At 56.4% G+C, this 20,957-nt stretch carries 21 protein-coding genes and 1 pseudogene; 10 read left to right on the top strand and 12 right to left on the bottom strand.

Features of this window, described 5'->3' with window-relative positions; genetic code table 11:
* Positions 1 to 188 precede the first annotated feature (188 nt).
* From BMY98_RS23635 to BMY98_RS23610, 4 genes are all read left to right on the top strand, one after another.
* Entirely contained in the window at positions 189 to 524 is a 336-nt protein-coding gene (locus tag BMY98_RS23635; RefSeq protein WP_074892797.1) for a hypothetical protein, read from the top strand.
* Positions 525 to 1,060: 536 nt separating this feature from the next.
* Entirely contained in the window at positions 1,061 to 2,620 is a 1,560-nt protein-coding gene (locus BMY98_RS23625; protein WP_139214567.1) for a hypothetical protein, read from the top strand.
* Positions 2,621 to 2,930: 310 nt separating this feature from the next.
* A complete protein-coding gene (locus BMY98_RS27465) occupies positions 2,931 to 4,181 on the top strand; it encodes a DUF6861 domain-containing protein (protein ID WP_083398872.1) in 1,251 nt (416 codons plus the stop codon).
* Positions 4,181 to 4,456 (top strand): YrhB domain-containing protein, encoded by a 276-nt coding sequence (locus BMY98_RS23610; RefSeq protein WP_074892793.1) that lies wholly within the window; start codon positions 4,181 to 4,183, stop codon positions 4,454 to 4,456. Before BMY98_RS27465 ends, BMY98_RS23610 begins: the two co-directional genes overlap by 1 nt.
* Positions 4,457 to 4,979: 523 nt before the next feature.
* Here BMY98_RS23610 and BMY98_RS23605 read toward each other — a convergent pair.
* The 5 genes from BMY98_RS23605 to BMY98_RS23590 form a co-directional block, all read right to left on the bottom strand.
* Positions 4,980 to 6,266, bottom strand: a complete 1,287-nt coding sequence (locus BMY98_RS23605; protein ID WP_074892792.1) for a hypothetical protein — start codon at positions 6,264 to 6,266, stop codon at positions 4,980 to 4,982.
* Positions 6,267 to 6,371: 105 nt separating this feature from the next.
* The gene (locus BMY98_RS27365; RefSeq protein ID WP_175514209.1) at positions 6,372 to 6,524 is read right to left on the bottom strand and encodes a hypothetical protein; all 153 of its coding nucleotides are present in this window, start codon (positions 6,522 to 6,524) and stop codon (positions 6,372 to 6,374) included.
* A 199-nt stretch (positions 6,525 to 6,723) separates the two neighbouring features.
* A complete protein-coding gene (locus BMY98_RS23600) occupies positions 6,724 to 7,098 on the bottom strand; it encodes a hypothetical protein (RefSeq protein ID WP_074892791.1) in 375 nt (124 codons plus the stop codon).
* A 397-nt stretch (positions 7,099 to 7,495) separates the two neighbouring features.
* Complete coding sequence (locus tag BMY98_RS23595) at positions 7,496 to 7,975, bottom strand: DUF6882 domain-containing protein (protein WP_074892790.1); 480 nt, start codon at positions 7,973 to 7,975, stop codon at positions 7,496 to 7,498.
* 321 nt (positions 7,976 to 8,296) lie between these two features.
* Complete coding sequence (locus BMY98_RS23590) at positions 8,297 to 9,091, bottom strand: AraC family transcriptional regulator (protein ID WP_074892789.1); 795 nt, start codon at positions 9,089 to 9,091, stop codon at positions 8,297 to 8,299.
* An 88-nt stretch (positions 9,092 to 9,179) separates the two neighbouring features.
* Between BMY98_RS23590 and BMY98_RS23585 the strand changes: the two genes are divergently transcribed.
* Positions 9,180 to 10,427 (top strand): MFS transporter, encoded by a 1,248-nt coding sequence (locus BMY98_RS23585; protein WP_074892788.1) that lies wholly within the window; start codon positions 9,180 to 9,182, stop codon positions 10,425 to 10,427.
* Here BMY98_RS23585 and BMY98_RS23580 read toward each other — a convergent pair.
* Positions 10,340 to 11,251 (bottom strand): LysR family transcriptional regulator, encoded by a 912-nt coding sequence (locus tag BMY98_RS23580; protein WP_074892787.1) that lies wholly within the window; start codon positions 11,249 to 11,251, stop codon positions 10,340 to 10,342. The genes BMY98_RS23585 and BMY98_RS23580 overlap by 88 nt on opposite strands.
* A 142-nt stretch (positions 11,252 to 11,393) precedes the next feature.
* On the opposite strand from BMY98_RS23580, the gene BMY98_RS23575 reads away from it, so the two are divergent.
* Genes BMY98_RS23575 through BMY98_RS28205 form a run of 3 tightly spaced genes read left to right on the top strand, consistent with a single transcriptional unit; the run spans position 11,394 to position 13,483 of the window.
* Positions 11,394 to 12,791 carry an amidohydrolase family protein gene (locus BMY98_RS23575; RefSeq protein ID WP_074892786.1) on the top strand — a complete coding sequence of 466 codons (1,398 nt, stop codon included), beginning with the start codon at positions 11,394 to 11,396 and terminating at the stop codon, positions 12,789 to 12,791.
* 11 nt (positions 12,792 to 12,802) lie between these two features.
* Positions 12,803 to 13,276, top strand: coding sequence for a DMT family transporter (locus tag BMY98_RS23570; RefSeq protein WP_074892785.1), 474 nt, complete (start codon positions 12,803 to 12,805; stop codon positions 13,274 to 13,276).
* Positions 13,277 to 13,324: 48 nt separating this feature from the next.
* Positions 13,325 to 13,483: an SMP-30/gluconolactonase/LRE family protein gene (locus BMY98_RS28205; RefSeq protein ID WP_425438903.1), complete on the top strand. Its 159-nt coding sequence runs from the start codon at positions 13,325 to 13,327 to the stop codon at positions 13,481 to 13,483.
* A gap of 121 nt (positions 13,484 to 13,604) precedes the next feature.
* Here the strand turns inward: BMY98_RS28205 and BMY98_RS23560 are convergent, their stop codons facing one another.
* From BMY98_RS23560 to BMY98_RS23545, 4 genes are all read right to left on the bottom strand, one after another.
* On the bottom strand, positions 13,605 to 14,930 hold the full coding sequence (locus BMY98_RS23560; RefSeq protein WP_074892784.1) for an NAD(P)/FAD-dependent oxidoreductase: 1,326 nt from the start codon (positions 14,928 to 14,930) through the stop codon (positions 13,605 to 13,607).
* Positions 14,931 to 15,041: 111 nt separating this feature from the next.
* On the bottom strand, positions 15,042 to 15,710 hold the full coding sequence (locus BMY98_RS23555) for a haloacid dehalogenase type II (protein ID WP_074892783.1): 669 nt from the start codon (positions 15,708 to 15,710) through the stop codon (positions 15,042 to 15,044).
* Positions 15,711 to 15,893: 183 nt separating this feature from the next.
* Entirely contained in the window at positions 15,894 to 17,249 is a 1,356-nt protein-coding gene (locus BMY98_RS23550; protein WP_074892782.1) for an aspartate aminotransferase family protein, read from the bottom strand.
* 24 nt (positions 17,250 to 17,273) lie between these two features.
* Positions 17,274 to 18,359, bottom strand: coding sequence for a phosphotransferase (locus BMY98_RS23545; protein ID WP_074892781.1), 1,086 nt, complete (start codon positions 18,357 to 18,359; stop codon positions 17,274 to 17,276).
* Positions 18,360 to 18,657: 298 nt separating this feature from the next.
* Between BMY98_RS23545 and BMY98_RS23540 the strand changes: the two genes are divergently transcribed.
* On the top strand, positions 18,658 to 19,338 hold the full coding sequence (locus BMY98_RS23540; protein ID WP_074892780.1) for a GntR family transcriptional regulator: 681 nt from the start codon (positions 18,658 to 18,660) through the stop codon (positions 19,336 to 19,338).
* Positions 19,339 to 19,573: 235 nt separating this feature from the next.
* A complete protein-coding gene (locus tag BMY98_RS23535; RefSeq protein ID WP_074892779.1) occupies positions 19,574 to 20,161 on the top strand; it encodes a hypothetical protein in 588 nt (195 codons plus the stop codon).
* 142 nt (positions 20,162 to 20,303) lie between these two features.
* Here BMY98_RS23535 and BMY98_RS27725 read toward each other — a convergent pair.
* Both BMY98_RS27725 and BMY98_RS23525 read right to left on the bottom strand, forming a co-directional pair.
* Positions 20,304 to 20,664 (bottom strand): annotated as a pseudogene (locus BMY98_RS27725) (GFA family protein).
* A 116-nt stretch (positions 20,665 to 20,780) separates the two neighbouring features.
* A partial coding sequence (locus BMY98_RS23525) for a transposase (RefSeq protein ID WP_074892778.1) occupies positions 20,781 to 20,957 on the bottom strand: 177 nt, incomplete at its 5' end.

Here is a 20,957-nt window from a genome sequence, read left to right as displayed (position 1 = left end):
CTAAGCCGGCCTTGTCGATGCGGTAAATCATGCAGGCGGTTTAGGTGCAGAAGCGGGCCATCGTCGGCGTGGCATCTGCGAGAGGGTTCTCGCCAATCAACTCCCGCTGCCCCATGTGCCCCATGTGCCCCATTTACCGCCAGCCATCCGGCCTTTGCAACGACGCCAAAACGACACCGAACTCAATAATGAAACAGCGCATAGGGCACAACCCCTTCGGCAGGAACCATGTCTTTCGGCGGATAAGCGCCCAGGCGCATGTGCTGTTTAAGTTGCGCGCGGTCAGTATCGCCGAGCATGCGCAATGCATCCACAGTATTGAGCATCGCAGACTAGCGGGTTGCGGTGCGTTGCTGGTTCTGGAGTGTATTGGTCGACGCCAGTGGCCGGTTGATCGGGTCGAGCAGTTGATTGCGAACTGCTCAACGCCGATCCTGGATTTTCACGCAGTCGATCATTTCGTATTGGACGATGCGCAGACCGGATTCGACCACTACCGCCGACGGCGGGGGCTGCGCCAGTAATTCCCGGGAACCCAGAAATGTCTTCTCCAAGAAATCCAGAACCAGACTGGGCCGCAGGTGAGTTGAATGCTCAATGGACAGGGACTGATAGGTGACGGTATTGAACTACTCTCGTCATCTCTTCCGCTGCTCCATGCCCTGCCTCCCTTAAACGAAACCGCATAAAGGTGAGGCTGGACCGGGCTCCGTTCATGCGTCCTTTCTTAGTCAGCAAATGGTCATCACCCTGAAACACAAACGTCAAATACCGCCGCTTGAGCAGGAACCGGAATAGCAAGTTGAGCCACACACCCTCTGGAAAACCATCCTTGATAGCAGCGATGTCCCGCTGCATCCCCAGAACCAGAGAGGACCTCACCATGCGCGTGTCTGGCCAGCAACCCCCCGTTCCCTCATCCATCGAACTTCAGCAACGGTCAAATTCGACTGCCGCCACCGGCCACGCTTCCGTGGGGCAGGGTCATCCGCAATCCGGTGAGGTCAGCGCAGCGGCGCTGACTCAAGCCCGTGAAATGAAGCATTTGCTCACTGACTACATGACCCGTCAGTTCCAGCCCTACAAGGATCGTCTGGATCCGGAATCGCCGCACCGGGGCGAGATTGATCGAATCGTCGAGAGCCGGGTCGACAAACTGATGGCAGAGAACATCTCGTTCGAGGAGCTTGGAGCGTTGATGGAAAAAGCCAAGAAAATGGACCGCAACGCTTCAATGGTGTCGGGTACGGCTGGCGGCGTGCCTTTTGCGGTGGCGTCGTCGCTCCAGGCGGCCATTCCCGCGATCACGGGAATCGGGGCAAACATACAAAACCCGGTGGGAAAAGCGGCAGCCCTGGGCACGATTTCGCTCGCGGCGGCGTCAGTGATGGATCAGGTCGGCGGCGCTTCCATGAAGAAACTTCGAGAAGACGCGTACTACCTGCATGCGCCTGCGGACAAACTGCATGAGGCGTTGAACGTCGCCCTGAAGACTATCGATACCACAGCGAACCTGGCCATCCAGAACGCCAAGGAGGCGCAGACGTTCACGATCCGGAATGGCATCAGGACGGCGGTTGGCCCGGTGGTGGCGGCGATCAATCCGAAGGCCGAGCCCTTTGTGGACACAACCCTTGCTATCGCGGGAGGTCTTGCTGCGGGTACCGGTACCGGGTACTTCGCTAACAATCGGCGCACCGACCAAGGCACCAGTGGTCCCGCGCTGCTGTTGGGACGCAGAGATGCCGAGTCCAAACAGGATCTGAGTCAGGAAACAGAATGGTTCGACGCGTTGAAGGCATTGCGGGACGCGAAAACCGTCCGTACGCCTCTCTCCAACGGAGCGGGACGTCTGGCCGACGCGGGCCGCACACTGGTATCCGATCCGCTCGGGGCGATATCGAGAACCGCCAAAGCCACTTTCACCCCTTCCGGTGCCGCCAATGTCAGCACACTGACCGGTGGTTTCGCCGCGCTGGAAGCCGGTAAAGGCGCGGCGGTCAGCGCCTTGAGCAAGCAACACCCTGCCTTGGGTTCATTGGCGAAACACGCCGTCAATACCGTGGGCGGCGCTGCTGTATTCGGCGGTAACGCCGCCAGTGTCGCAGTCGCAGACAAGCTGGTTGACGACTTGAAGTCGAAAGGCAAGAAAACGGCGGAACCCGCGACAGGCGCTACCGAGACTGCTCAATCCGTGCATGAAGACCCGGCCGACGCTCCGGGTGAGTCTCCCGGCGAAGAGCCAGCCCGTGTCAGCAGGCCTTCCAGTCAACGGTCCCAACGAGCGGCGTCTGACTCGAATTCTCTTCCGCGAACCAGCCTCACCGGCAACCGGATCACCAATCCGGAGAACCCGGCGCCCTCCTCCACCAAGTCTCCAGCAGGCAGCGTCCGCGCAAGCCTCAAGGGCGAGCAAGCGCAACCGACGATCAGCGGCGGCCCCTCCAGCGAAGCAGCACGGCCTGAGTCGGCATCTTCGGCGGCACCTGCCCCGCTCCAGGTTCAAACCCCGGTGCCGGTGGGTGATTCCTCGGATGACGACGCCAGCTTCCACACTGCGACGTCGGGTTCGTCAGATAACGGATCGGTCTACCACACACCGCCGCAAACGCCGATTTGAGGATGCCAGACGATAGAGACTGAAACCGCCGGCCGCCGTCGTCAGAGGACTGCTGGCAGGTCTGATGTTCCTGGAGCCACATCCGAGCCCCGAGTGCAGCGGCAAACAGGAAGCTTTAGCGCTCCGGGAAATCAAGATGTGGCAGATCCTATTGCTTAAGTTCAGAAGCGTCCTACGTCATCGCGGGAGGTTGGGATCTAGGGTGTCCGCTTGGGTCATGAAATACTCAGTTTCCAAATTTCTTGCACTCGCTTAACCATGATAAAAAGCGAGCGGCTTCCCAAGCTGGGCATTGTCAGGGAGACGTTGAATGTTCTTTTGGCACATCGTGCCCTCGTGGCATCAGATCGAAGATCGAATAAGGCAGGAAATGGGCTACCAAGGTGGTACCCAGTATAGAAACCATTGGGGCGAGCCTGCCCCGTCCCTCAGCCTGAGTATCCGCCGTGTCGAAAGCGTCAGGTCTGCGTTCTATCAAGCTGAATGGCAGGCGGCAGACTTACTGCGCCGACGTTTTGCCGACCTCGAAATTTCCATCATCATCGACGACTTGATTGATGTGGTGACCCAGATGGCAATGATCGTCGCAGGTAGTACCTTGACTGGAGCTGCCATCGGCGCAGGAGTGGGCGCATTTTTCGGCGGTGTGGGTGCTGCCCCGATGGGTGCCGCCGGGGCTGCAGTAGGTTTGCAGGTCAGCAGTTGGATATTGACAATACTTGGCCTGCAGTCCGTTGCGGAATTTTTCGTCGAAGGCCTACCTCGCGTCGGCGAGTATTACCTGACCGGGATTCAAACTGCATGGGAGGGCCCACGCGGCGAAGAAGGATTGACCCCCTTCAGCCAGGATGACCCTTATGCTGTGAACAGCGCTGCCCATAACATCGCACTCGGCCATGTAGAGGTAGTCGTTCTGCTGCTAGGTGCCATCGTTGAATACCTGACGCGTGGTAGGGGTAGCGCAGGCAAGCTAGCCCAAGAAATGGGCGCCAGTCCGAAAGGCGCTAACGTCGGGCAGTGGATGCTTAAGCATGAGGAAGCGTTAAAGAGTAGGCCCGATCTGCAAAAAGCTGAGCCACTCAAAGGTGGGATGGGACCACAACGTCAATTGGAGCTGCCACAGACGCGCCCGGTTCAGAAGACGGCGAGTGAGGTAGAAGACAAGGCCGGATCAATAAAAAAGGTGAACCCAGGCTACCCAGAGCCAGGACGAACCCATAATTGTGTTAACTGTTCGATTGCTACTGATGCAACCTTGTCCGGGGCTCCTGCATCAGCGTTGCCTATCAAATCAACCAAAGGAGTGCCGATTAGTGTCTTGGAGAGGCAGTTTGGAGGCAAGTTTGGTTTGGCGACAACACCTGAGAAGATTACTCAGCAAATGGTTGAAGCCGGGGATGGGGCGAGAGGGATCGTTTTCGGTTCGTACGGCCCAGGGCAGCCGGGGCATGTTTTTAACGTTGTCAATCAGAGCGGTGCTGTCCGGTATTTGGATGGGCAGACCGGAAAGTCCGCAAACCTACTAAATTTCGACAAGCTGCAGTTATTGAGGACCAATTGATGTTCGACTATGAATATGCTCTGAATAAGGCGAAAGAGTATCTTGAGGATTCAGAGATACCTTTGCAGATTACGCATGAAGGTGAGTTCGCGGAGGGGTGGTTCTTTTGCTATCAATCAGCTGAGTATTTACGAACTGGCGACTCGTCTGATCAGTTAGCGGGAAATAGCCCATTTCTGATTGACCGCAATACCGGTGAGTTATTCGAATTGGGTACCGTTAAGCCTATAGCAGAGTACATTGACGATTACCTTCAAGAGCGCTATGCGTCTTGAACATGCGCGACTACATGAAAGCTTCTTCGATTCAAGTGAATTATAAGAGGGCTTATGATTCGGCGATATACCGGGTATTGACCGGACACCCCGCTGACACTTAAGAACATATACCATGAATACAGATTACCGATTTATTGAAAACAACCTCAACTTCGTCCTTGCAGAGCTCGGATCTTAAATCTCCGAATCTGCGGGGGCAGGTGAGTGATCAGTTGAATATCGACCTGGCCCATGCGTAGTCTTTGGTTTGGTAGAGAACTGTTCAGGTCAAAGGCCAAAAGCGGCCGCTCTATAGAGGCAGCTTGCAGCTAGAAGCGGTAATTCGAGACGAATGAATCGCTTTCCGGAGAGCTGTCGTTTCTCAGTCAACACCTCTCCCGCCTTCGATTAACCTGCTCAGCGCCCTGCTCAGCCTTGCCGCGACTCGTGCGAAGGTGTGGCCGGTCGGGAACGCCCGGCTGGCGATACGCGCTGATAACTTCAACACCCTAGCCCATGCAAGGCTGAGCGCTTCTTCAAATCATAAGTAGTCCTCATTGACGGGAATTTGATAGGTCAGGCTTTTCAACAACTGAGGATCAAACGACAGTTGGAAAAGGCTCTTCAGCAAGCGCTGCGGTGCCTCGATCACGCTGGCCGATATCCGCCCTGTGTTCGCATCGCGCCAAGTAGCGCTAAGGCGATGTCCTCCTGGAACGGCCTCAACCCTCAACCACAGTTGGCCACGAACGTCATTAGCCCCGATGTCACCCTGTTGCGTGAACAGGCGGTCCTCGTCTCGGAGCGTTAGTTGCAGCGTCGCCAGTTCGTAACCTTGGTCATTGACCTGAAAGAACGAGACCACCCTGGTCAACCAATCATGTGAAAGGGGCTGATGTCGGATAATCGCACCAACCACGCGTGGGTCGTTGAGCCAGCGGCCGGGCTCGATCAGCGCCGCGTAGCCTCCATCCAACTCGAGCGCCAAGCGTCTGGAACCCATCAGATCAGTCAGGCGAAAATGTGCCCCCAAGAGCACGCTATCACCGATCAAGGCGCTGATATCCTCCAGCGGCAACTCACCAGTGCTTGGCAAGACTCCGCCCAGGCCTCCCACCAGTTTAAGAAAATCGGACTGCCAAAACTCGGGCTTTGTCTGGCGCAGGAACTGTGCATATTCGTTTACCGCTGCATAAGACCCTGTCTTCTGCGCGATGTAGAGCGCCAGCTTGGGGCGATAGTAGCGGTCCAACTTGCTCACATTGGCCTGGGCGAACGCCAAGGCTTGGGGATCTTCGAACAGTTTGAGATTATCGAATGCCAGCATTTTCATAGACCAAGCGCTATCTGCGTCAGCGATGAGGGTGCGCGAGAACGGCAGGAAAGCACGGTCGAACTTCAGCCGCTCCAACAGCAACACCTGCTTGTGCTGGCTCAAAGATGAGTCGTTTACAAGTTTGGCGAGAGCTTTACCGGTTGGGTCCTCCATCCAGGGCGGCGCGAACAGCCCACGACTACGGGTAATGATGGTCAACGCATCGGAGAACTGCCCGACGTCCGAAGACGGATCCTGAAGGATCGCGAGTAAACGCTGCAGCTCAGCTTCTTTCAGAGACAATGAACCATTGCCCCCATCCAGAAGCTCGCGGGCGAAACGCACCATGTAGGCGTCCTGCAGTGCTTGGGTGCGCATTGCATCAAGCGCCTTGCTTTCATCGCTATCACCGTCCTCGAAGCGTAACCACCGATCGACCTTGCTCGTGAAGGTATTCGTCAGGCTGTCGGCAAGGTTCTTGTAGCCAAAGAATGCTCCCACGGCCAATGCCAAGGTGATGAAGGTTCCGACCGCGAGAATCCACTGCTTGATGTGATGAAGAATCGACAGTGTTTTCTCAATGGCCCGCTCGGAGATCTTCGCCTCGGCATTGCCGATCTAGCTCTGGACTTCATGGAGCAGTCGAGCGCTGGACGCCTTGAGCTCTTGCAACTCCAGGTGGAGGCCGCGGTTTTGCTCGAGTGCGTCGGCACGCAGCTCCGCCGCTGCCTTATCCAGATGTAGAGAAATGAGGTCCTTGGTAGCAGACAACAGCATTCTTCCTTATATAGTCGGAGCGACGAATAATTCCGTATCCACCACTCCATTAATATTCTGTAACCAGCAGCGGTTATTCAACGCCGACTGGTGAGTGAATCGTCACGGAGTATGTAGACACACCGATCGGCTGCTTACGTTCACAATCCCATACCGTTCACGACGATAACGAGCTCGGAGATATTTCTCGCCTTTAGCCCGGCTGAACAACACTCCATCCTTTGCCTTTACTCGACGATGCTTTGTCACCTGTCATGCACACGCCAACCTGGAGACGCTTCATTTTCTCCAGTATTTGAGGACTCAGCGCTTGACCGTATATTTGCGACAGTTTGGCACTACGAGCGAGGGACTCTTGATAATTTCGGCTGGCTTCGGCTTCGCAGCTATCAATGTCGGCTTTGAACATGGTCTGCTGGGAAGAGGCATCCTTTCCTGCTTTCTCGAATCTGGTGCCTTCATAACTTTGACGGCCGTAGTCGATTTGGGCCGTCGGCGTAGCAGGGGTGGAGGTGCATCCGCCAAGAGTTACGGAAATGAGAGCGGCGATTAGGTAGGTTTTACGCATTTATCTTCCTTAGATTTACGGCTCGGGTCAGTGAGCATTATTTATCTCAGGATAGTATCGGCGCCTTGCTCAGCTCCTTGAGCATTACACTGGTCAATGCGCGGCTTTGGCAGTTGACGGTGAGCGACTCCTGCTGGCCGTAAGTGACCGTTAGCTTTCGACCCATAGCGGCCCTTCATATTGGCAGCTTGCGGCCAGAAGCAGCTGTCCAAGATCTGGTTCCGCACAGGAGATTCGTTCGAGCGTTGGTCGGGGCTTATTTACTCGCGAGTAAGGCCAGACAGAGAACTTCCCGCAGTGGCAGACAGTTTGGCTAAACGCCTCCTATCAACGGCATTACAGTGAGCCGGTACTATGTGTTCGTTCAAGCACCTATCAGTGTCCGGGCGCTCATGCATCAGTGCTTAATGCGCTTCAACTCGGTAATTGCCAAGTAAATCGTTGGTCCATCGGACGAAGAAGGCGCTCGGTAACAACCCACTGCTTTCAAGTGTTGAACCGCAAAGGCAGCAAGCTCCCAGGCCATGGATTCATCCTCGATATGAAACGCTTCTTCGTCGCCAAACAATTCAAAGCCCGTAAAGGCTTGTAGCTCCTTGAGCGGCGATGCTCGCTCGCGAAGTGCATCAGGCACGGTGGGGTTACTCCAAGCCCATTTCCAGCTTGATTCCTTCGGTACCAAGGAGCCGACATAGATAATCAGCGCTTCGGCGACCTTCCTGTCCAGTTGATCGAAAAAGCTGAGGGAGGCGGTTTCCTGATCGAGCCACCAGCGCGCCATGCCACCCAAACCATATTTTTGCTGTAATGCTTCCTGCTTGCTCATCAACGCGGCCATGGCCGTTTCAAGCAGCACCTCAAAATTGCCTTCCGACATCAAATATTCCTTGTTGATTAACGCCCGGGGGCCGTTGAATCCGGACATCCGTACATAATGATAGCCATCAACGGGCAGTGGCCGGGCACCGTGGGCCTGCGGAAGGCTATGCTGTACTACCGCTGGATTCGTGTTGGGAAGATTGGTTGTTCATACGCACTGGAAATGGCTGGAGTAGCAGTCGATTATCTACTCGTTTGTTTTGAATGTCCGGGCATCCGCTCTAGGTCGATACGGCCCTCACGACAGGCAGGGATCGGCCAGAGGCGGACATACCGTGATCACTCTCAGCCTTGGCGCTCTGTATCAGCCGCCGGAGCATTAACGCAGCGAGGAAAAATACTGAGTAGGCGGTTTACCCACTGCTTTCTTGAACATCGTGATAAATGCATTAACAGAGTCATATCCCAGGATGCCCGCCACACGTTGCACGGAGCCCCCCTCCGCCAAATGACTCAATGCGATCATCAAATGCAACTGTTGGCGCCAACGTCCGAAGCTCAGCCCCGTCGTACTTTCTACGAGTCTGGCCAGCGTTCGTTCACTGGTTGCAAGCCGAGCGGCCCACTCGCGCAATGTGGTTCGGTCGCCTGGATCTGAGAAAAGCGTATCCGCGATTTGTTTGATCTTGGGATGGTCTGATATCGGCAAGTGCAGCTCTTTCAGCGGAGCATCGGAAAGCTGCTCAAGCAGCACTGCAACCAGCCGCGCTGTCTTGCCCTCGGAATGGTAAGCAGGTTCCTGTTCAGCGAGATGAAGGATCATCTCCCGAACAAGGGGCGTAATGGCAACCGTGCAGCATTCCTCAGGCATCGCTGCCGCACCGGGCTCAACGAACAGAAAGCAGGTCCGGGCGTTTGCGGTCACTCGGCAACTGTGCGGCGTACCGCCCGGGATCCATACGGCGTGCTGGGGAGGGACAAGCCAGAGTGCATCTTGCACCTCACAGCTCACTGCGCCATGCAAAGACAGGATCAACTGACCTTTACGATGATCATGCGGGCTGGCACCCGAATGATTGAACTCGGGCGCAACCTGGAGGGCAATCGCTGCCTGGGCAAAAAGATCTGAATCGAAATCTTCCGGAGAAGAAACGACATTTTTTGAGCTTGGCATAATTTAGGTATCAGCTGTCTTGATATCTATATTAGATAATTTTTGGACTCTCTACAGTTGTTCTCTTTCCAAAGGACAGACAGAGAACATGTCAGACACAAAAAACAAGTGGCAGGCCATTGCGCTCGTCGCAGGCATTCTACTTATTGCCGTAAACCTGCGCGTTCCCTTTACCGGCATCGCGCCCGTTTTGCCGCTAATCCAGAATGATTCTGGCTTGAGCGCCTCAGCTGTGGGCCTTCTTACTTCATTACCGTTACTTGCCTTTGCCGCCTTCTCTCCACTCAGCGCATCGGTCGCCCGCAGATTCGGAATAGAGCGCACGCTTTTCGGTGCACTGGTGGTCATTTCATCGGGCATCCTGCTCCGTTCCGCGGGCAGCGCATGGGCGTTGTACGCCGGTACGATATTGATAGGCACCGGGATCGCCCTGGGAAACGTGCTGCTGCCCGGCCTGATCAAGCGCGACTTCTCAACGAAAATGGCGTCCATGACCGGCGCTTACTCCATCACGATGGGCGTGGCGGGCGCTGTAGGGTCAGCCGCCATAATCCCCCTGACCCAATCATGGGGATGGCCGATTGCCCTAAGTTTATTGGCGGCAGCCCCGCTGTTGGCTCTGGTCGTGTGGTTGCCGCAGTTGAAAAAACACGATCACGTGCATCTGTCCGGCCCGAAACAATCTGTAGCCGTGGCCGTCTGGCGATCGCCACTGGCATGGCAGGTCACACTGTTCATGGGGCTGAACGCGATGCCTTTTTATGTCGCCGTCGGCTGGCTGCCGACCATTCTGATGGACCATGGCATATCGCCCGAGCAAGCAGGAACAGTACACGGCATGCTTCAACTGACCACGGCAATACCCGGCTTGATTCTGGCGGCCACGCTTCGCCGTCTCAAAGACCAGAAACTGGCAGCCGTTACCGTCAGCCTGTTAACTGCCTCATCCCTGATCGGGCTCATTTACGCGCCAGGCTACGCCATGTTGTGGGCCGCGTTCCTGGGCTTCGGCTCTGGTGCCAGCATGATGCTTGGCCTGACCTTCATCGGCTTGCGCACAAAAAAAGCCGGTGACACGGCGGCACTTTCAGGAATGGCGCAGTGCGTCGGCTACCTGATGGCAGCCGCAGGCCCCTTGCTGCTGGGCCAACTGCACGACTGGACCGGTGGCTGGACAGCACCGCTGCTGATCACAGCCGCAATCTCCGTAGCCGGCGCATTCACCGGGATGCTGGCCGGGCGCAACGTTCAACTTGAACCTGCTGAATCATCGTCGCGAACAAGCCCGGCAATCCAGTCAGCGAATGCGCTCACAGCTGGCGATAGAAAGCGCTGATGCGGGTATAGCAGGTGCACAGGAACCGATGCGGGCTGCCAGTCAGCAAGCACTTCGACCAGCCGCCCTTCTCGCAGATGCTCGCTGACCACGTTTTCAGCGAGCTGCACCAGCCCGAAGCCTTCCAGGCACATTTTGATGTAAAGCCCGGTCTCGTTGACTGCCGCAGTGCCGTTCACCGGGACTGAGATTTTTTCGGTGCCACGGGCGAAGCGCATTTCGCCTGTTTGCCTTGCGCGGCCCGAGAAGTAATGGATGGCCCGGTGGTGAGACAAATCTTGCGGAGTTTGCGGAGTACCGTTCTCTTCGAGATAGGCGACAGAAGCACAGGTCACCCAGCGAAACCGGCCGAGGGGGCGCGCAACGAGCGTTGAGTCATCGAGCTCGCCAGTACGAATGACGCAATCGACACCCTCCTGAATCAGATCAACCTGCCGGTCATTGACGCCTATCATCAGGTAGATACCGGGGTAGCGCCGGTAAAAGTCTTGCAGGTTTGGCATGACAATGAAGTGTGCAATGCCACCCGGCATATCGACACGCAAACGCCCCTGTGGCCGCTTTACGGAGTCAGTCAGGCTGGTCTCTGTGTGTTCGATCAGCTCCAGTATTTCCCTGCATTGCGCCAGATATTGAGCGCCCTCAGGTGTCAGGCTGACTCGCCGCGTGGTTCTGTTCAGCAAACGCACCTGCAGGTACTTCTCAAGATTCTTAACGCTGCTGGTGACCGTCGAGGCTGGCAAAAAGAGCGTCTGCGCCGCCTGGATAAAGCTTCCTGCTTCAGCCACACGGACGAAAACCTGCATCGCTTGAATACGGTCCATGACGGTTAGCAACCTCAAAGCAGTGATCGGGGAGCCTTTACTATTCGTAAATATTGAATAGTAAAAACAGTTTTACCATCTTTTTCCCGCAGTATCGCCTTGCGTACATTGCTTCCAACGAAATTTGAAGAGGTGTACTGAAATGTCTGAATACAACCGCAGCATCGTGCAGGCACCGACCGCTCCGGCCGCCCGCACACTTATCCGCGGCGCCACTGTGCTGAGCATGGACGGTGATATCGGTAATCTGGTGCGCGGCGATATCCTTATCGAAGGCAGCACCATCACAGCCATAGGGGAAAACATCGAGGCCGGTGACGCGGTTGTTATCGAGGCATCGGGCATGATTGCCATGCCCGGCATGGTCGATACGCATCGTCACTCCTGGGAGGGCCAACTGCGTCGAATCAATCCGAATGCCGAAACCCTGGAAGACTACTGCAACGCCACACACTTCTCTTTCGCCAAATACTATCGCCCGGCTGACATGTATATCGGCAACCTGCTGACTGCGCTGGGCTGCATCGATGCCGGCATCACCACCGTGGTCGACAACTCGCACAACAGCCGCACTGGCGCGCACTCCGACGCTGCGGTCGAGGCACTGCTCGATGCTGGCATCCGGTCTGTACACGCCTCCGGTGCGCCAGTTGCTGGCGAGTGGGACAAAGCCCACTGGCCGGGCAACCTGGAGCGTCTGCAGGAAAAATACGTCAAGAACGGTGACAACCCGCTGCTCTCGCTGGCGGTGATGGCGCAGCTGGAACCGGGGCTGTGGGCTGAAGCCCGGCGTCTGGGGCTGCCGATCATCACCGAATTTTTTGGCGGGGACATGGCAGCTGAGTTGGAGAGTTTGCATCGCGAGGGCCTGCTGCGCTCCGATAACATCTTCAACCACTGCACCGCGTTGCCGGACGCCGGCTGGAAAATCCTTCGCGAGGCTGGCGTGCGGGTCAACGTATGCCCGCGTTCAGACGCCCACTACGGCATTGAGGATGGAATGTTCGCCATGCAATCGGCCCAGCGTCACGGCATCAGCCCGGGGCTGAGTGTCGATAACGAAACCTCCTACAGCGGTGACATGTTCATGGAGATGCGGGTGGCGTTCTACCTGCAGCGCGTCATGGGCATGCACCAGCAGCGCTGCTGCGGCGAAGAACATCATCCGGTGACCCTGCCCGCTCATGGCCTGCTCAAAGCCGCCACTCTCGACGGCGCCACCTGTGCCGGATTGCAGGACAAAGTCGGCAGCCTGGCCCCCGGCAAACAGGCCGACCTGATCCTTATCAATGCGCAGGACATCAACCTTTACCCGTCAGGTAACGCATTCGGCACCGTTGTACACGCGGCAGAACGCAGCAATGTCGACACGGTCATGATTGGCGGGCGCATCGTCAAGCGCGGCGGCAAGGTGCTGGGCGTGGACAGTGAAAGGCTGCGTGCAGCAATCGACGAGTCCCGTGAGCATCTGTTTGCTGCTGCAGGCTATCAGCCGGATATGTTTGCCGAGACCTTCATGCCGCTTGAGTCAGCCAAGTAAGGAGGCGCGAGATGAACGCAGCCTACTACCTGCTGGCCATCGCCGCAGGCCTTGGCATCACCCTGCAGACCACGTTGAATGGTCAACTCGCTAAAGGCGTGGGTGGCGATTCGGTCGCGGCGGCGCTGTTCTCTTTTACTGCCGGAGCGGTATGCCTGGGTGTCTTTTCATTGATGCGTGGCGGGATAGTCGCCTCGCTGGCGGCTATACCTGTCCAGCCCTGGTGGAGCCTGCTGGGCGGTTTGCTGGGTGCCGGTGCCTTGCTTAGTTACGTGGTGCTTGCGCCAAAAATCGGTCTATCAGCCCTGCTGGGCCTCGCTATCGCAGGGCAGATTATTTCGTCACTGGTTATCGATCATTTCGGATTGATGGGGGCATCGGAACGGCCGGTGTCTCTCGTCAAGTTGGCCGGGTCGATGGTGATGCTCGCAGGCTTGGCCATCGCCCTGTTCGGTGATAAGTGGTTAGCGTTTTTCTCCAACTGACTGCTTTGTTTGCCCCATCCTGTTTCGTAGGACGCAACCATGTTTTAAATCCTGAGCGACACCACCAGTCTTCTTGGCGAGTGCCCTGTCTGGTGTGAAAGAACCGAACGTCTGTTCTGGACCGACATCCCCGGCTGCGAGTTGCGTGCTCTGGACCCCGAAAGCGGCGAAGTGCAGCGCTGGTCACTCCCGGAGCCGCTCGGATAATTTGCCCCGGTGTTAGCGGGACCTGTTCTCTCATAAAAGACATCAGGTCGTGACGGAAGCCAGAGGGCAGATGCAAGTTGTGTTCAGGGCCGCAATCTGGTCTGTGGAGCAATGCAGTCGATCAGAAGTCCGCCACTTTACTCCAGGCTGATTTCCGGAATCGGTCCGGGTGATACGGTAGCGGATCGACGATCGGGTGTGCGCCGCTGACAATATCGGCAATCAAGTGCCCCGCGCCGGGCCCGATACCGAATCCATGACCACTGAACCCGGCGGCAATCACCAGACCTGGAAGGCTGGACATCTCGCCGATGCCTGGCACACCGTCCGGGGTACTGTCCACATAGCCCGCCCAAGCCGCAGTGACTGAAGAATCTTTCAGGGAGGGAATCAGCTCTACGGCACGTTTGTATGTCAGATCAACCGCGCGAGCATCAGCCTTCGGATCGAGAATTCGCATCTTCTCCATCGGCGTAGGCCGGTCCAGGCGCCAGCGCTTCAAGCTTTCATGTCCCGCCTGCACCCCATCAAGCCCACCAGGCGCCAGGTTGCGCCAACGGCGCTGAAACATCGGCAGGAATTGCGGGGCGAAGCGCAGCAGTTGCGCGGTGGGGTCAACGCGCCCTCTGCCGCTGATGGCCAGCGTGTAGGTACCATCGAAGCGGCGTGTCATCGAGGCGTTAGCCGTGTGCAGCGCACTGGGGAGTTCCTGATGGGGTCGGGAAACCGAGAGCACGGTTTGGCGAATCGTCGCCTGAGGAAAGCGAATGCCGTATTGGCGGCAGAACGAGGACGCCCAGGCGCCTGCTGCGAGCACCGCGACCCGGGTGCGGATCGTGCCTTTTTCGGTAACCACCGCAGACAGTCGACCGCCCTCGGTTTCGATGCCACGCACGGCGCAGCCCTGATGCACCGTGCTGCCAAGCGCCATAATGGCGCGGGCAACCGCCGGGGCTGCGCGGGATGGGTCGGCGATACCATCAGTGGGCGAAAACACCCCGCCTTTCCACTGTTTGCCCGTCGCCTTGCCTCGCTCAGCGGCTTGCTGCGCGCTGAGCATACAGGTCTGCACGTTGGCGGTGCGGGCAAACTCACCCCAGCGCGCCCAGCCGGCAAGCTCTTTCTCGTCGTTGCTCAGGTAGAGCAGCCCGCACCGGGTAAAGCCGGTTTGCTCGCCAGTTTGCGCAGCAAACTGCTCCCACAAATCCAGGCTTTTGGTGGCCATCGGCAACTCGCGCGCATCGCGATTCTGCTGACGACACCACCCCCAGTTACGACTCGATTGTTCCGCCCCAATACGACCCTTCTCGATCAAGGCGACCTTCATGCCGCGCCTGGCCAGGTAATAGGCGGTGAACGCTCCGATAATGCCACCGCCGATCACCACCACATCAGCGTCCGATGGCAGGTCCGGGGAGGTTTGCACGAGAGTTAAAGGCGCAGGCATAAGCTCAATATCCGTGGTAGGTCGGTGATGGAAGCTGATTCTGAATCTGCTGTGCATGGGCAACACACGCGGGCTCTGCAGCACGAAGTCCTCCATGAACCGTGCTTGGTTCTAAAGACCGACCAACCCTGGCAATCCGCCGATATCCGGGATCTGGTGGTAGCCGAAGGCGGCATCCGCCGGCTGCTCATGGCCACGGGCGACGAAGGCTTTGTGCTTGATCTTCATGTCATGGGCCGACATCAGGTCATAACGGAAGCTTGAGGATACGTGCAACACATCCTCAGGTGCGCAGCCAAGGCTATCGAGCATGAACTCAAACGCTGCCAGGCGCGGTTTGTAGGCTTGAGCCTGTTGGGCGGTGAACACTTTGTGGAACGGCGCTCCGAGCTTGTCGACGTTGGACATGATTTGTTCGTCCATGGCGTTGGAGAAAATCACCAGTGGAATCTTTCCGGCGATTTTTGCCAGGCCCGCCGGTACATCCGGGTGAGGACCCCAGGTCGGCACCGCGTCGTAGTAGGTCTGGCCTTCATCGCGGTATTCGATGCCCCATCGCATGCATGTTTGCGCCAGGGCGGTTTTGAGAATCTCATCGTAGGGCCGCCAGTCACCCATGACATGGTCCAGGCGATAGGCAGCGAAATCCTTGATGAATTGCTCCATGCGCCCGGAGCCGATGCGATCGGCGAACAGCTCGCGCGTCAGGGCCGCCGTCTTGAAGTTGGTCAAGGTGCCGTAGCAGTCGAAGGTGATGTACTTGGGACGAAGAAAGTTCATGAATGCAGTCCTGAATGAATACCGCGATCAGCAATGAAGTGGTGCTCCGGCAGTGGCTCATCATGGAATGATTACACCACCATGACGCGATGCATAAACGGTTAAAAGTAAGGGATACGCGCAACAAAACGCTGTTTAAGTTAATCGCCCCGACAGACTTTGCCGTTGACGCGAGCCGATGTTTTATAGCTCCGCGAAGGCGCTCTCCAGCGCATCAAGCAGGCGCCCCGCCTCTCGCACAGTCCAGATCAATGGTGGGCGGATTTTCAGGATGCTTGCATCGGGGCCTGTGGCGGAAATGAGCACGTGCTTGTCGCGTAAATGATTAACGACCTTCAGCGCGCTCTTCATGTCAGGCGTTTTGGTGCCCCTGTCGGTGACCAGTTCGACGGCGAAATACATCCCCGTGCCTCGCACGTCGCCAATGCGCTCATAGCGCAAAGCCAGGTCGGCAAGGCCGGCCATGATCAGACCGCCCACGTGCCTGGCATTTGCCATGAGGTGTTCTTGCTGAATAACGTCCAGGGTTGCCTGGGCAGCAGCGATGGCAACGCTGTTGCCGCCAAAGGTATTGAAGTACCGCATGTCACGGCCAAAACTGGCGACCACGTCGGGCCGCACCATCAGCCCGGCGACGGGGTAGCCGTTGCCCATCGGTTTGCCCATGGTGATGATGTCCGGTGCGACGCCGTGGCGTTGGTGGCCCCAGAAATGGGTGCCGCTTCGACCAAAGCCCGACTGAACTTCATCGGCTATGAACAAGCCACCCGCCTTTCGCACCACCTCGGCAATCGGTCCGAACACGTCGACCGGATCACAGAACAGCCCGTCGGACGAGAACAGGCAGTCAGCGATGAACGCCGCGACACCGCCGCCATGACGCTGAATGTCCCTGATCTGCGCAGCGACCTGATCAGCCATGTAACGGCCCAGTCCCTCACGCGGAATACGGTAGGAATCCGGAGACGGCACCCGACGCACATAAGGGTCAAGCTTGGCGTTGACCCCCAGAGACGGTGAAAAAGCCGCCACGGTGGCCGAGTTCCCGTGGTAGGCCTCGCTGGTCACGATGACGCCGGTATTGCCGGTGTGATGGCGGGCAATACGGATGGCCAGGTCGTTGGCTTCCGATCCGCTGCAGGTGAACATCATCTGACCGTCATCCGCCATCTCACCGTCAGTGGTGGCACGCAGCTGTTCGGCATAATCAAGAATGCCGTCCTGCATGTATCGCGTATGGCTGCACAGGGTATTCATTTGCTCAGTGATTGCCGCCACAACGCGCGGATGGCAATGCCCCACCGACACCACGTTGTTGTAGGCATCGAGATACTCTTTGCCGTCTTTGTCGTACAGGTAAGCACCTTTGGCGCGAACAACTCCGACCGGCTCGTTGTAGAACAACCGATAGCCCGGGCCCAAGAGATTCACTCGGCGCTGGATATGCTCGCGCGCCGAGGGCGCCAGGTGGTCGGTGTGGGCAGGGTTGAAGCCGTTGGGCATGTCGCCACGGACAGCCTCTATTTTTGAGTTGCGCATTTAATCCCCTTTAACAAGGATGAATCAGTCGGCGAAAGACGTCAGCAGTTCTGACATGTGTGACGGTGATCGGTTAAGCATCCAGTCAAGCTGAGCCCATCCCGGGGCGGCATTTCTCAAGATATAGGCGCTGTTTTGCGGGAACAGCTGCGAGCGCCATGTCGTCATCAACGCCCTGGTGATCAGGCGCGCCATCGCGAGATGCGGGATAAGCGAAAGCTCTTCAGGGGTCAGGTCGGCGACACGTAGATAACCCCTCAAGACATCTTTTGCAGGGGCAAAAATATCCGCGTCCACGTCAGGTCCGACTGCGCTCAACTGGTTCATCATGGCGGTCGAGACATCGATGGCGATGGCGGTTTTGACCGTGTCGCCGAAATCGATGACGCCGCTGACAAACTGTGGGCTGCGCGTATCAACCACGATGTTTGATGTATTGAAGTCATTGTGCAAAACCTGCTTTCGGCAGCCTTCGATCAGGCCTTCAACCCTGGAAAATCGCTCGAGCGCCCTTTCCAGCAGTTGCCTGCGTGTGGGGTCATCCACACAGCTGATCAACGGCGCAAGCACGCCCAGGTTTTGAACATCCCAGCACACCTTGCGCGACTCCCCCGGATGAGAAAAGTCTGCGGTCGCCAGTCTGAGCCCGGCCAGTAGTTCGCCAATGTGCTCGCGCCCCTTCGAATCCACGCTTGTTTTATCCAGGGGCGTGCCTGGCAGGAAGCTCATCAGCCGCAACTGCCTTGATTCGCCGTTGCCTGTCTCGATCCGGGCCAGGTACTCGCCGTCCAGCGCTTGAAACATCCTGGGGATCGGAAGTCGTGGCGCCTTACGCGCTATGTGCCGCATGACTTCGATTTGCAGGGAAAGCTCTACCGGATCTTCCTGGGGGTTGGCGATCTTAAGCACGTAGGATTTGCCACTTGCGCTGTCGCATCGAAACGTATCGTCCTTTTCCGTTGCGAAACGCGTCAGAACAGCAGCGATCCCATACTGCTCATGCAAAATCTGAGCAGCCTCCTCCAGCGGAACGTGAGTGAAGGACGCCGCCAGATCGCCCTGCAATGCGGTGAGCTCTTCACTGAACTGTTTGTTTTCAACTGCACGCATCGTTGAACTCCAGGCCTTCGGCATGCCTACGTTCGCATGCTTTGATGGTCAGATATTGTGCTACAACTTTTAATATTGGAAGCGGGAAAATTGACCTTTTCTATTAAAAATGACCAAAAATTGTCGCTATAAACTCGTAGGTCTTTGATTTAAGAGAATATTAACTATTCGTCTTCTTTCCAGAAAATACTGTTTTTGTAGAACACTTATCTGGGCAGACCCACTCATGGCTGGTGCAGCAGCACAGATGCGTAATAGAATCAGCCTCATCCGAGCCCCCACCCTGGTTATGTAAACAATGATTTTTAGCAGCGCGGATACCCAACCACCCTCAGCCAGGCTTTCCGCAGTCGAGGTCCTGGCTGCCAAGCTCAAAGCCAGAATTCTGAATGGGGATTTCGAGCCAGGTGAATTCCTCCGCGACCTGAAAATGGCGGACGAATACGAGGTTGCGCGCAACACATTTCGCAGCGCTGCCCAATTACTCGTTTCGCTTGGTTTGCTGGTGAAGGTGCCACATCGAGGATTTTGCATTCCCAGGTTCGGGCCGGACGAAATCGTCGATATCGCCCGTTTGCGCGGAGTGCTGGAAACTGAAGCAGTGAGGATGGTTATTCTGAATGGAGTTATTCCACCGCAAGCACTGAGTGCCGTAGAAAGATTGCGCAACGCCCCCGCCGATGCACCGCGTTCAGACATTGTGCTAGCAGATGGCGACTTTCATCGGGCGATCATCCGCGCCAGTGGCAGCCCGCGGTTACAGCGCAGCTATGCAATGCTGGAGAGCGAAATTGAGCTACTTCTGGTGCTGCAACAACCCTGCTATGAAGACCCCAAGACCATTGTTTCGGACCATGAGCACTTGATCGAGTGCCTGCGCAGTAGGGATTTTGAAACCGCGCGCACTGCTTTTGTCGAGCATTGGGAGGATTTGAGCACCAAGCTGCTAAGAGCGAATTTTGAGCGGCGCTACTCCTGAGTTACGCCGGCTGGGTATCGCCTATGAGTGCCTGCTCTTGGCCGTTTTCTGCCCTCCGCGAAGGGCAGCTTTGGGTCGAAAGCAGCCGCTTCTGTCAGATCCTTCCTGACCAGCGCCAAGCGCTGAAAAGCGCTATGCCTAGCAAATTTTCGGCAAGCCCAAAGGGCGAATTGCGTTCAAAAAGGCTAGGTACGCGGATCGATCCTGAGCATGGAGCGGTTGACGCTAATGACAAATGACCAGCGAGCCGCTGATAATGCCGCCGGAATTCATTTCATGGACGTCAAATATGCTGTTGCTTTGCTGGTTGCTTCGCCCATTTATGGTACTTGGCTCTATACCTATACTTATCCTCAGTGGCGTCGCGCTGAGTCACTTCCAGCACGATGCTGAGGTCTCAACTGCAATCTTAATCTTCGCTTTCCTGTATTTCTGCCTTGCCTATCTTATATTCAACTTTGTGCCACGGAAATATCGAAGACAGCTTCTAGATCGCATTGACGGCTTTAAAGCCAATGATTTTACAGCTACGGTGGAGTTTTTTTCTGTGATGCAAAATCGTTATGTAGGTTTGGATACGTCGAAAAACCAAGCTTTGTTAGTAGATTTAAGCTTGAGCTCGGATATACTCATACCATTTTCGCATATTGACCGATGGGAGCTTACTTATTCCAAACCCTACTCAAATATCAAAATTTACAGCCAGGTTTCAGCGTATCGCGAGTTCGGTGTTCGTGTGAAACGCATTGATGCTGGGCCGTTGGAGTCGGATTTAATTCGCGTCTTACCGACGGTGGCATCCCGTACATTTCACCCTAGTTAGCAGTCGAATTGAGTGCCTACGCAGTAAGGCACAAGCAGAACGTTGTTTTCTTTGATGAGCGTGAGACGCCGTATGAGAATCTAGCGTTCAATCTGAAGGAAACCGCTCACCCATACCAATCGACGTTCTGCGGTGGTTCCATCTAAGGCAATAAGCTGGATGGCGTATACCAGCAAACTATGGAGCGGACATGAACGTGTTTTTGCTCCTGAGGCGTGAAGGAGGTGTCGAGGGTGCCCAGTGCAATCAAAACCCAATCGGCAAATTCAGCTTAGGAGCGTGACCAGAGCAAAGTCAATCCACACTTTGCGCAGAACTCGCGAAGCACCGATTCTGAAGAGGAATACCTAGTAATGTGCCCGGCCCCGTTGAGTATCCTTAATGCGCTACGGGCACACTTCCATACGAAGCGAATGCTGCCCATGATCGCTTCCACAGAACTGCGAGTGGCAGCAATCGGCCCAGAGTGTGTAAAAACGCGGTGGTGTACTGTCGGCGCGCAGCGCCGAAGGTTGTTAGCCGCGGAGCTGCTCGCAACAAGCTTACGGGTCGTCACTAGGGGTCGTGGAGGCTTCAGCGAGGCTTCTGGCGAGCCGAGTAAGCAACGAAGTCAACCCTTTCAGGCCGACAACGCCTTCATTAAGCTGCTGGTGCCAAGGATTTTCATAACGCGCTTCATGTTATAGGCGAGCACGTTCAAGCTCATTTCTGCACTGACGCCGTCCAGCCTCCGCGTCAAAAAATGCGTGGCGCCCATCCACTGTTTGAGCGTTCCGAAGGGATGCTCAACTGTGCG

Origin of the sequence: Pseudomonas graminis (genome assembly GCF_900111735.1) — a bacterium.
In the GTDB taxonomy this organism is placed as follows: Bacteria; Pseudomonadota; Gammaproteobacteria; order Pseudomonadales; family Pseudomonadaceae; genus Aquipseudomonas; species Aquipseudomonas graminis.
Note: the sequence above shows the minus strand (reverse complement) of the source record. Positions and strands in the feature narration are given on the sequence as shown.

Excerpts from the sequence above, each read along its gene's own strand:
- BMY98_RS23635 (WP_074892797.1), top strand. The coding sequence starts at position 189 with ATGAAACAGCGCATAGGGCACAACCCCTTCGGCAGGAACCATGTCTTT.
- BMY98_RS23625 (WP_139214567.1), top strand. The coding sequence starts at position 1,061 with ATGACCCGTCAGTTCCAGCCCTACAAGGATCGTCTGGATCCGGAATCG.
- BMY98_RS27465 (WP_083398872.1), top strand. The coding sequence starts at position 2,931 with ATGTTCTTTTGGCACATCGTGCCCTCGTGGCATCAGATCGAAGATCGA.
- BMY98_RS23610 (WP_074892793.1), top strand. The coding sequence starts at position 4,181 with ATGTTCGACTATGAATATGCTCTGAATAAGGCGAAAGAGTATCTTGAG.
- BMY98_RS23600 (WP_074892791.1), bottom strand. The coding sequence starts at position 7,098 with ATGCGTAAAACCTACCTAATCGCCGCTCTCATTTCCGTAACTCTTGGC.
- BMY98_RS23595 (WP_074892790.1), bottom strand. The coding sequence starts at position 7,975 with ATGTCGGAAGGCAATTTTGAGGTGCTGCTTGAAACGGCCATGGCCGCG.
- BMY98_RS23590 (WP_074892789.1), bottom strand. The coding sequence starts at position 9,091 with ATGCCAAGCTCAAAAAATGTCGTTTCTTCTCCGGAAGATTTCGATTCA.
- BMY98_RS23585 (WP_074892788.1), top strand. The coding sequence starts at position 9,180 with ATGTCAGACACAAAAAACAAGTGGCAGGCCATTGCGCTCGTCGCAGGC.
- BMY98_RS23580 (WP_074892787.1), bottom strand. The coding sequence starts at position 11,251 with ATGGACCGTATTCAAGCGATGCAGGTTTTCGTCCGTGTGGCTGAAGCA.
- BMY98_RS23575 (WP_074892786.1), top strand. The coding sequence starts at position 11,394 with ATGTCTGAATACAACCGCAGCATCGTGCAGGCACCGACCGCTCCGGCC.
- BMY98_RS23570 (WP_074892785.1), top strand. The coding sequence starts at position 12,803 with ATGAACGCAGCCTACTACCTGCTGGCCATCGCCGCAGGCCTTGGCATC.
- BMY98_RS23560 (WP_074892784.1), bottom strand. The coding sequence starts at position 14,930 with ATGCCTGCGCCTTTAACTCTCGTGCAAACCTCCCCGGACCTGCCATCG.
- BMY98_RS23555 (WP_074892783.1), bottom strand. The coding sequence starts at position 15,710 with ATGAACTTTCTTCGTCCCAAGTACATCACCTTCGACTGCTACGGCACC.
- BMY98_RS23550 (WP_074892782.1), bottom strand. The coding sequence starts at position 17,249 with ATGCGCAACTCAAAAATAGAGGCTGTCCGTGGCGACATGCCCAACGGC.
- BMY98_RS23545 (WP_074892781.1), bottom strand. The coding sequence starts at position 18,359 with ATGCGTGCAGTTGAAAACAAACAGTTCAGTGAAGAGCTCACCGCATTG.
- BMY98_RS23540 (WP_074892780.1), top strand. The coding sequence starts at position 18,658 with ATGATTTTTAGCAGCGCGGATACCCAACCACCCTCAGCCAGGCTTTCC.
- BMY98_RS23535 (WP_074892779.1), top strand. The coding sequence starts at position 19,574 with ATGACCAGCGAGCCGCTGATAATGCCGCCGGAATTCATTTCATGGACG.